7 protein-coding genes and 1 pseudogene are annotated in these 9,996 nt (G+C 63.2%); 2 read left to right on the forward strand and 6 right to left on the reverse strand.

Going from position 1 to position 9,996, the window contains the following annotated elements:
• Positions 1–174 precede the first annotated feature (174 nt).
• From phaC to BLU17_RS31750, 3 genes are all read right to left on the reverse strand, one after another.
• Positions 175–2,118, reverse strand: coding sequence for a class I poly(R)-hydroxyalkanoic acid synthase (gene phaC / locus BLU17_RS31740; protein WP_176929269.1), 1,944 nt, complete (start codon positions 2,116–2,118; stop codon positions 175–177).
• A 418-nt stretch (positions 2,119–2,536) separates the two neighbouring features.
• Positions 2,537–3,418, reverse strand: coding sequence for a peptidoglycan editing factor PgeF (pgeF, locus tag BLU17_RS31745; RefSeq protein ID WP_092006619.1), 882 nt, complete (start codon positions 3,416–3,418; stop codon positions 2,537–2,539).
• A complete protein-coding gene (locus BLU17_RS31750) occupies positions 3,415–4,710 on the reverse strand; it encodes an RluA family pseudouridine synthase (protein ID WP_092006622.1) in 1,296 nt (431 codons plus the stop codon). The genes pgeF and BLU17_RS31750 overlap by 4 nt, the downstream gene beginning before the upstream one ends.
• Positions 4,711–4,808: 98 nt before the next feature.
• Between BLU17_RS31750 and BLU17_RS31755 the strand changes: the two genes are divergently transcribed.
• Complete coding sequence (locus tag BLU17_RS31755; RefSeq protein ID WP_425434167.1) at positions 4,809–5,648, forward strand: outer membrane protein assembly factor BamD; 840 nt, start codon at positions 4,809–4,811, stop codon at positions 5,646–5,648.
• Positions 5,649–6,005: 357 nt separating this feature from the next.
• Here the strand turns inward: BLU17_RS31755 and rlmD are convergent, their stop codons facing one another.
• A complete protein-coding gene (gene rlmD, locus BLU17_RS31760; protein ID WP_245747119.1) occupies positions 6,006–7,310 on the reverse strand; it encodes a 23S rRNA (uracil(1939)-C(5))-methyltransferase RlmD in 1,305 nt (434 codons plus the stop codon).
• A gap of 444 nt (positions 7,311–7,754) precedes the next feature.
• Here rlmD and BLU17_RS31765 point away from each other — a divergent pair.
• A pseudogene (locus BLU17_RS31765) lies at positions 7,755–7,919 on the forward strand (Arm DNA-binding domain-containing protein); the annotation flags it as partial.
• Here BLU17_RS31765 and BLU17_RS31770 read toward each other — a convergent pair.
• A complete protein-coding gene (locus tag BLU17_RS31770; RefSeq protein ID WP_092006628.1) occupies positions 7,899–8,537 on the reverse strand; it encodes a 3'-5' exonuclease in 639 nt (212 codons plus the stop codon). The pseudogene BLU17_RS31765 and the gene BLU17_RS31770 overlap by 21 nt on opposite strands.
• 75 nt (positions 8,538–8,612) lie before the next feature.
• Positions 8,613–9,629 carry a hypothetical protein gene (locus BLU17_RS32925; protein ID WP_143189403.1) on the reverse strand — a complete coding sequence of 339 codons (1,017 nt, stop codon included), beginning with the start codon at positions 9,627–9,629 and terminating at the stop codon, positions 8,613–8,615.
• Positions 9,630–9,996 lie beyond the last annotated feature (367 nt).

The raw sequence follows: 9,996 nt of genomic DNA on the forward strand, positions 1-9,996 counted from the left end.
AGCGCCCCCAGCTCGGGCGCCGCCACCTTCGCCAGCGAGCCGCCGAATTTGCCCACCGCCGTACGGGCGGCCGATACGATCACAATGTCAGTCATTTCCAGATCCTCCGAGCGGTTCAAATTTGCGCAATGCGCCCGCCCGTCAAGTTGTTAATCCCATTTCGCAGCAAGCGCATTAGTCGCGCTGCTGCACATAACGCCCCGGCGCAGGCTCGATTTCGGGGAATTCCGCCGAACCGGCCTGCGCGCGCGGCTTTACCTTCTTGCCACCGTACTGATCGAGCCATTCGGCCCAGGTTGGCCACCAGCTGCCGGGCTTTTCCCCGGCTTCGGCAAACCAGTCGTCGGCCTCTTCGGGCAGATGCTTCGCGTCGGCCTCGATGCTCCAGAAGCTGCGCTTGTTCTTCGACGCGGGGTTGATGACGCCCGCGATATGACCCGACGCGCCGAGCACGAATTTCAGCGGCCCGGAGAGCAGCGGCACCGATGCATAGGCCGTGCGCCACGGCACGATGTGATCCTCGCGCGAGCCGTAGATGAAGGTCGGCACGTCGATGCGCGAGAGGTCCACTTCCTCGCCGCACACCGTGAGCGCTCCGGGCTCGCGCAGCTTGTTCTCCAGATACGTATTGCGCAGATACCACGCGTACATCGGGCCTGGCAGGCTCGTCGAGTCGCTGTTCCAGAACAGCAGGTCGAACGGCGCGGGCGTGCGGCCCTTCAGATAGTTGTCGACGACGTAATTCCAGACCAGATCATTCGGTCGCAGGAACGAGAACGTATTCGCGAACTCGACGCCGCGCATGAGACCAGGCGTTGCGCCATTCTTGCCGCCGATGGTCTGCTCGCGCATCTGCACGTGGGCTTCGTCGACGAACACGTCGAGGACGCCCGTATCGCTGAAATCGAGCATCGCGGTGAGCAGCGTCATCGACGAAGCGGGATGCTCGCCGCGCGCCGCCGCAACGGCCAGCGCCGTGGCGAGCAGCGTGCCGCCCACACAGAAACCGAGCGTGTTGATCTGCTCGCGCCCGCTGATGCTGCGCGTGGTTTCGATGGCGGTCAGCACGCCCTCTTCGACGTAGTCGTCCCACGACTTGTGAGCGATCGACGCATCGCCGTTGCGCCACGAAACGAGGAACACCTGCTGCCCCTGGTCCAGCGCATACGCGACGAGCGAGTTCTCGGGCTGCAGATCGAGGATGTAGTACTTGTTGATGCACGGCGGCACGATCAAAAGCGGCCGCTCGCGCACGGTGGGCGTACGCGGCTTGTACTGGATCAGCTGGAACAGTTCGTTCTCGAACACAACCGAGCCTTCGGTGGTCGCGAGATTGCGGCCGACGACGAAGCGCGATTCGTCCGTTTGCGAGATCTTTCCGCGCGTCATGTCGCCGAGCAGGTTCATCACGCCCTGGCGCAGGCTTTCGCCATGGCTTTCGAGCAAGGCGTGCTGCGCGTCGGGATTGAGCGCGAGAAAATTGCTGGGCGAAGCGGCTGCGGTCCACTGCTGCACGGCGAAGCGAATGCGTTCGCGCGTTTTCGGATCGGTGTCGATCGCGTCGACGAGCTCATGCAGATAGCGCGCGTTCAGCAGATACCACGCGGCCGTGAATGCATAGCCGGGCGTCGCCTTCCAGGCCTCGGAACTGAAGCGCCGATCCTTGAGTTCAGGCGCCTTGGGCGTGGCATCGGTGGCCTGACGCAGCAGGTCGAGCGCATCGCGCGAGTACTCCGCTTGCAGGTGCTGCAAGCGCGTGGGCTCGATCGACGCTGTGGGAAGCTTGAAACCTTCGAACGGGTTCGCCACGCCGAACGGATTCGCTGCGCCGAACGGATTCGCTGCGCCGAACGGATTCGCCGCGCCGAAGGGGCTCTGCGGAGCACCGTTGGCCGCGGGCGGCCACCAGTTGCCCGTGAGTCCCGCGATGGGCGCTTGCTGCGCCGCTCCGCCGGTTTGCTGCGCAGCATTCAGTGCGCTCTTCCAGGCGTTCGTCCACGCGTCGAGATATTGCTGCATGCCGGCTGCGTCGGGAGCGAAAGGCTGGGTGAAGCGCGTTGCACCATCAGTGGAAGCGCCCGTGCCCGGGGCAGTCTTGGAACGTTGAGATGCCGTCATGCCTGCTTTTGACCGATGTGTCCCGAAGGACTGGTTGAGAGGCAGGTGGTACGCATACGGGCGCCGTTGCGGCACTCGTCACGTCCTGTCCCGTGGGTGAGGGACATTTTTGCTCCCCATTGCAAAGCGTGTCAATGCTTGTGCCCGATTTTGCCGCACTGCGATATTTTTTTAATTATCGTTTTCCCGATGTAATCAATTGTTTAACTGGCGCGTCGCTTCGCCGTGCCGGATGGCGCGCAAAAATTTACCGTGAGGGCAAGCGCTTGCAGTGCAATGAGGCGATCGGCGACTGGATATGTCGCGCATCGGACAATGGGGCTCGCGAGAATAGCTGCAGTGCAGCAAAGAAGCATGGAAAGTGCGCGACGTGGCGCCGCCGCCGTCCTCAGCAGGGCGGCGGCGCGAGCAGCATTGTTCAGGGCTGGAGCCAGATCAGCGCGGCCATGCGACCCGTGACGCGGTCGCGCCGATAGGAGTAAAAGCGCTCGCGCAACGTGACCGTGCACAGGTCGCCGCCGCTCACATGACGCACGCCGTGCGCGTCGAGCCGAAGCCTCGCCAGTGCCGGAAGATCGGCAAGGTACTTCCCGCCCGCATCGGGCCGCGCAACGAACGCTGCCTCGGTCGCCGCGCGGTGCGCATCGCGTTGTGCCGCGTCCACATGCTCCACCTGGGACATGAACGCGTCACGCACGTCTGCGCCGACCTCGAAGGCCGCCGGCCCGATCGCGGGGCCGAGATAGGCATGGAGCTCGGCGCTCAGGCAGCCGGCGAGCGCAGCGACGCGCCCGGCCGTGCGCTCGATGACGCCCGCGGCCAACCCGCGCCACCCCGCGTGCGCAGCGCCCACGGCACGGCCCGCGCCGTCGCAGAACAAGACGGGCATGCAGTCGGCCACCATCACCGCGCAGGCGATGCCGGGCTCGGCGGTGACGCTGGCGTCGGCTTCGAGCGGCGCACCCGCGCGCGCGGCTTCGAGCGCCGCGCCGGCGTCGACCACGAACGGCCCGTGGATCTGCTTGAGCCATGCGGCTGGCACGCCCGCGTGCGCGAGCAGTCGTGCGCGGTTCGCCTCGACATGTTCGAGATCATCGCCCGAACCCCGGCCAAGGTTCAGGCCGCCGGGCAATTCGAGGCCTTCGCCGCTCTCCTCCTCGCCGCGCGCCGCCTGCCAGCGCCCGAACGGCGGCTCGCTCACGCCGCCGTTGCGCGTCGTCACCAGCGCACGCACGCGCGGCGAAACTTGCCAGTCGGGCTGCAGCAAGTCGGCGGATATCAGTTCCGGGCTGGGCGTCATGCGTGCTTGTCCTCGTCGTGCGGGTCGTCTTCGCCGCTTTCTTCGTCGCTTTCTTCGCCCGCATAGTCCGCGTAGTCGTCTTCGTCGGCGTAGTCGTCTTCGTCGCCGCCGATCACGTAGCCCTCGTCGGTGTAGGCGCTGTCGAACATGTCGTCGTCGAAGCCGTGCTCGTCCTCGTCTTCCTCGCTGCCGAAACCAAGCGCCTCGATCAGCGCGTCCATGTCGTCGGGGACTTCGGCGCGCCACTGCATTGCGCGACCCGTCACCGGATGCACGAGGCCAAGGCGCCACGCGTGCAGCGCCTGGCGCGCGAAACCGCCGGGCAGCGTCGCGACCGAGCGCTTGCCGCGCGCGTGGCCATACACGGGATCGCCCAGCAGCGGATGGCCGATGTGCGCGCAATGCACGCGGATCTGGTGCGTGCGGCCGGTCTCGAGGTCGCAGTGGATCGCGCTCACGGGCTGGTTGTGCCAGAGCGTCTTGTCGATGCGCCTGAAATGCGTGCGCGCGGGCTTGCCCGAAGCGCCCTTCACCACCGCCATGCGCGTGCGCTCGCGCGGGTCGCGGCCGATGGGCGCGTCGATCGTGCCTTCGTCGGGCATATTGCCCCACACGAGCGCGAGATAGCGGCGTTTCACCGTGCGCGCCTGCAACTGACGCACGAGATCGGTCTGTGCTTCGAGCGTTCGCGCGACGACCATCAGCCCGGAAGTCTCCTTGTCGAGACGATGGACGATGCCCGCGCGCGGCAGCCCCGCCGCCGCTTCGCCGTAGCGGTGCAGCAGGCCGTTGAGGATCGTGCCGCTCCAGTTGCCCGCAGCCGGATGGACGACGAGCCCCGCGGGCTTGTTGATGACGACGATGGCGTCGTCTTCGTAGACAATGTCGAGCGGCACCGGCTCGGGCGTAAACGCGAGCTGCTCGGGCAGGAGGTCGGGCACGAGGTCGATGGTCGCGCCGAGCGGCACCGGCTGGCGCACCTTGGCCGGCTTGCCGTCCACGCGCACGCGCTGCTCCTCGATCCAGCCTTGCAGGCGGCTGCGGGAAAACTCCGGAAACACCTTCGCGAGCACCTTGTCGAGGCGTTCGCCGGCGAGTTCATCGGGCACCTGAACCGAGCGCGGGGCTTCGCCGCCGCGCGTACGCGCCGCGCCGCGGGCTTCCTTGCCGGCAAGCTCGTCGTCAAGCGCCTCGCGGGAGGCTGCGTCATCGGGCGCATTGCCCAGGCTATAATCGCTGATGCTGTTTTGGGCGCCGGGAGCGCCGGCCCCCGGAATAACTGAACGGGTCATTGAGTCTGGGTCACCTGTGGACCTGAAGCTGGACTGGATAAATGCGAGCCTTGAACACGATTACGAAACTGGCCCAACATGCGGTGGCCCGAAACGCAATGCGCGTGGCGCGAGCACGAACGCTCGGCAAGATTGGCGACATCGTTCGCCTTGCTGCCTGCGGCGCCGCGCTCGCCGTGGTCGCGGCCTGTCACGGCCTGCCGGAAAAGACCGACGAAACGGCTGCGTGGAACAACAACAAATTATATACGGAGGCCCAGGACGCGCTCTCCGGCGGCGACTGGGGCAAATGCGCGAAATACTTCGAGTCGCTCCAGGGCCGCGACCCGTTCGGCCACTTCGCCCAGCAGGCGCAAATCAACGTGGCCTACTGCAACTGGAAGGACAACGAGAACGACGCCGCCGACCAGGCCATCAACCGCTTCATCCAGTTGCACCCGGATCACCCGGACATTGCCTACGCGTACTATCTCAAGGGCATGATCCACTTCAACGACGACCTGGGTCTGTTCGGCCGCTTCTCAGGCCAGGACATGAGCGAGCGCGATCCGAAGTCGCTTCGCGAAGCGTATGACGCGTTCAAGGTCGTGGTCGACAAGTATCCGCAAAGCAAGTACGCACCGGACGCGGCACAGCGCATGCGTTATATCGTGAACGCGCTGGCGTCGCACGAAGTACACGCGGCCGAGTACTACTACCGCCGCGGCGCCTATGTGGCCGCCATCAACCGCGCGCAGCTCGCGCTTCAGGAATACAAGAGCGCGCCGGCGATCGAAGACGCGCTGCACATCATGATTCTCTCGTACCAGAGACTCGATCAGCCGCAGCTCGCCGACGACACCCGTCGCGTGCTCGCCGCCACCTTCCCGGACAGCCCGTACATCACCGGCCACGCGCGCCCCGGCAAGGACGACAAGTCGTGGTGGCAGATCTGGTAATCGTCTCGCATTGACTGTCGCCCGCAATGCTTCTTTGAGCCTTTGCGGGCGACGTGTAGTGAAGATTTTCGTCGCCTCGCACCCTGCACAACCCTTCCCCAAGTTTCCTCGCGCGCTGCCGCGCAGGAAAGCAGCCAATCCGCCCGAGCGGCGGGCCGTCCGCGTATTAAACCAGGCGGCTGGCAATTGACGGCTTGAGCACCCAGCCCGGGAAACTGCGCCAACGCTCGCCACGATGAAGCCACAGGGCCCTCGCGCGATGTGCGCCGCAGAAGAAACGTCACGGAAAAGCAAAACGCCACGAAATTTCCGTGGCGTTTTGCTTTTCACTGATGGCCGCGCACTGCGCGACCCTCTTCAATCGCGCTCGAACAACGCAATCGACTCCACGTGCGACGTGTGCGGGAACATGTTGACGACACCCGCGCCCTTGAGCCGGTAACCGGCCTCGTTGACGAGCACGCCCGCATCGCGCGCGAGCGTCGCGGGGCTGCACGACACGTAGACGATGCGTTTGGGCAGCGGCCCGTTGCCGCTCTGCGCGATTTCCGCAAGCGCCTGCGAAACGGCGAGCGCACCCTCGCGCGGCGGGTCGACGAGGAACTTGTCGAAGTGACCGAGCGCGCGAATGTCGTCGGCGGTGACTTCGAACAGGTTGCGGCACGCGAACGACGTATGGCCGTCCACGCCGTTGGCGCGCGCATTGTCGAGCGCCCGGGCCGTCAGCGTGTCGCTGCCTTCGATCCCCACCACTTCTCGCGCGAGACGCGCGAGCGGCAGCGTGAAGTTGCCGATGCCGCAGAACAGGTCGAGCACGCGGTCGCCCGGCTCCGGCGCGAGCAGGCGCAGCGCGCGGCCCACCAGCACGCGGTTGATCTGGTGATTGACCTGCGTGAAGTCCGTCGGCTTGAACGGCATGCGAATGCCGAATTCGGGCAGCGTGTAGTCCAGTTCCTTGTCCAGCGGATAGAACGGGAACACCGAATCCGGGCCCTTCGGCTGCAGCCAGAACTGCACGTTGTGCTCGTCGGCGAATACGCGCAGAAGGTCTTCGTCGGCGGCCGTGAGCGGCTCGAGAATGCGCAGCACGAGCGCCGTCACGCTCGAACCGACAGCGAGTTCGATCTGCGGCATGCGGTCACGAATCGACAGCGCGGCCACGAGATGACGCAGCGGCACGAGCATCGCGGAGACGTTCGGCGGCAGCACTTCGCAGCTCGTCATGTCGGCCACGTAGCTGCTCTTCTTCTCGTGGAAGCCGACGAGCACGCCGCCCTTCTTCGGCACGTTGCGCACCGTGAGACGCGCGCGATAACGGTAGCCCCACGAGGGCCCGTGAATCGGCCGGAACATCGTCTCGGCGCGTACCTTCGAGAGGTGCATCAGGTTGTCTTCGAGCACGCGCTGCTTGACGGCGATCTGCGCGCGCACGTCGAGATGCTGCATCGAGCAGCCGCCGCAGGTCCCGAAGAACGCGCACTGCGGCCTCGTGCGGATCGCGCTCTCGCGCAGCACGTTCACCACCTGCGCCTGTTCAAACGTCGGCTTCTTGCGGTAGCTCAGGTAGGTCACGCGCTCGCCCGGCAGCGCGCCTTCGACGAAGATCACCTTGCCGGGCTCGCCCGTCTCGGTAACGGTGCGGCCGACGCCGCGCGCCTCCATGTCGAGCGACTCGATCTCGATAATAGGGGCATGAGCGACCGAGGCTTCGATGGCGGCGCGCTTTTCTGCGCGGCGCTCGCGCTTGCTGCGCTTTTTCGCGGGCGCGGTGGGCGACGGCTGGACGTGAGCGGGTTCGGCGGCGATAGGCTCGGCTTGAGGGTCGGGGGCAGCTTGAGACACCAGCGGATTCCTGACAGACGATGGGTGAATGGTGGGCGAAGGCGAGATTGTAGTCGATGTGGACGCCGACGCCCTGGCGTCCCCTTTTAGAAACCGTCCGATCGTCCTCGCCGCACGCCGTCACAACCACGGGTCGTGCCGCCTCGGCCCGCAAAATCCTGCCAGGGTCCGGCCAGGGTAGGACGGGCGCGGGAATAGCGGCAACCGTCCAGTCACCAACTCGGCCCAACGAGCAAGCCACCTCTTCGCGGCGGAAGCAAGCTCTGGCGATACAAGTTCAGGGGCGATGGCAAGGAGCGCCTTCTCTCCATCGGCGGCTTCCCTGACGTTAGTCTGTCCGACGCTCAGCGCTTTCGTGCAGAAGCTCGCGAGCTCGTCGCTGCCGGTATCGATCCTGTTGCTCCAGCGTTAAACCCTATCGGGACCTAATCCACGAAGGAACGCCGCAACCTTGGCCTTACTGGTCTTCTGCAGACGCGCCATGAGCGCATGATCGATTCGTTCTAGCCCATAAGCCTGAGCAATATCGTATTGCAATCGACACCAGAGGTGGCAGGCCATCTCAGCGTCGACCATCGCCCGGTGAGCTCGACCTGATGTCGGCAGTCGCAGCATCTCCGCCAAGGTTGACAACCGGTGACTTGGGGCTTCGGGATAGATACGCCTCGAAGCGAGCATCGTGCACGCAAACGAGTGTTCAGCAGAAACGCCAAGAAGTCCGAGTTCGGCTTGCCAAAACCGCTGATCGAAACCAGCGTTGTGCGCAACAACGGGATGACGTCCAACGAACGCTGCTACCTCCCTCATGACTTTCGAAACCGGGGGAGCCGATGCGATCATGTCGTTCGTAATGCCGGTAAGGGCAACCACATCGGAGGGTATCCGCCTGCCGGCATTCATCAAGCTCTGGTAGCGGTCAATGATTTCTCCGCCACGCAAAAGGATGACGGCAACTTCCGTAGCCCGGTCGCCCAGACTTGGCGAAAGCCCGGTTGTTTCGAAGTCCAGCACCGCGACGATTTGCGTGATCGAATTCAGTTGTTTCATGCCGCAGTTCTCGGATCAGCATACCGCCACGACTTCCCCGCCTTTACCTGTGCTTGCTCGTGGAGCACCAGGTCTCTACCGGGCCGGTACCAAGGTAATGGCCCGATCTGAAATCAAGGGCCACTGCGTACGATCAGCCACAATCCCCGTATCAACTACGCCACTGTTCTTCGTCCAGACGAAATAGTGGAACTGATCTTCTACCCGGTACTCTCCAAACAGCTTCGAACCGTCACTGGACATGCCGAGCGCATTTGATTCGCCGTCTGGAATCACATTCTTGAAGCCCTCTTCCCGGGTCCAGCGAAAGACGTGTTCGGTGGCTCCTCTATATGAGCCGTTAAATGCGGTTCCGACAACAACAGATCCGTCTTTCGATACCCCCATCCAGTGAGGTATGTTGTCTCCACCTCCGACATTACCAATGTACTGAGCACCGTTGGCCCTCGTCCATCGAAATGCGATTGCCTGCTGCCGCTGGTCATCAGCGGCCCAACCAACAATTGTCGAACCATCGCCTGAAATACCCAGTGCCCCGCTATCAGTTAATTGGGACATCTGAAAGAATTTATCATCGGCGATAGACTGAACGCCGTCTCTCTCCGTCCAGTAAAACGCATGAGGATCATAGTCTTGATACCAGAAAGCGCCAACAAGAATAGTGCCATCGTCTGAGATACCCGATGTTTGAACGTAACTCCAGTTCCTTCCAAATTTCTCCAGACCCCGCGCTGCGGTCCACCGGAAACCCTGCGTCTTCCCATCCGCGCCATCAACGCTACCGCTGATTGCGGACCCATCAACCGAAATACTATCTGCACGCGACGACTTCGCCTCACCTGTCCGTATATCCCGCATGCCGGTTTGCGCAGTCCAGCGAAAAGCAACCGGTTGCCCACCCGACTTACTCTCCACCTGACCAACGATGACTTCACCGTTGGCTGAAATCGCCCGAACGTTGCTCGGAAGGCGTCCATCTGGAGACATTATATCGATCCTTCTAATTGGCCAATTCTCCACATCCGCTGCGCTTACATTCAACATTGCAAGCATGAAAAGCACCGTGACAGCTGTCTCTTTTAAAAATTGCAAGATAGATCCTCAAGAACAAATTTATTGCCGTCGTCGGCAAGTATCACGAGCACAGCCCCGAGTCAGACTTTCCATTCCAGGTTCGTTGCAAACAGGTACTTCCGCCTTGACTTCTAGTGCACGCCCATTGAAAGAGATGGCACTGAGGACAAAACAGTGCCCTTCATGGTATTTCCAAAGCAACTTTGCGTACTGACCTTCGTGTTTTTCAGACAGGCAGAAACCACTAAACTGCCGCGCAAGCGTCCGCATGTCTTCAATCTCTGAGGTACGGGTCCTCTTCGTGCCTTTGCTCTACTCTCTTTTCAAATGTATCGCGCCAGGCGAATAACCCGGCGCACTCGTCCCGCCCTCGGGCATCTACAGT

The sequence above is a fragment of the Paraburkholderia lycopersici genome (genome assembly GCF_900096975.1).
Taxonomy (GTDB): Bacteria; Pseudomonadota; Gammaproteobacteria; order Burkholderiales; family Burkholderiaceae; genus Paraburkholderia; species Paraburkholderia lycopersici.

Excerpts from the sequence above, each read along its gene's own strand:
- phaC (WP_176929269.1), bottom strand. The coding sequence starts at position 2,118 with ATGACGGCATCTCAACGTTCCAAGACTGCCCCGGGCACGGGCGCTTCC.
- BLU17_RS31755 (WP_425434167.1), top strand. The coding sequence starts at position 4,809 with ATGCGCGTGGCGCGAGCACGAACGCTCGGCAAGATTGGCGACATCGTT.
- pgeF (WP_092006619.1), bottom strand. The coding sequence starts at position 3,418 with ATGACGCCCAGCCCGGAACTGATATCCGCCGACTTGCTGCAGCCCGAC.
- rlmD (WP_245747119.1), bottom strand. The coding sequence starts at position 7,310 with ATGGAGGCGCGCGGCGTCGGCCGCACCGTTACCGAGACGGGCGAGCCC.
- BLU17_RS31770 (WP_092006628.1), bottom strand. The coding sequence starts at position 8,537 with ATGAAACAACTGAATTCGATCACGCAAATCGTCGCGGTGCTGGACTTC.
- BLU17_RS31750 (WP_092006622.1), bottom strand. The coding sequence starts at position 4,710 with ATGACCCGTTCAGTTATTCCGGGGGCCGGCGCTCCCGGCGCCCAAAAC.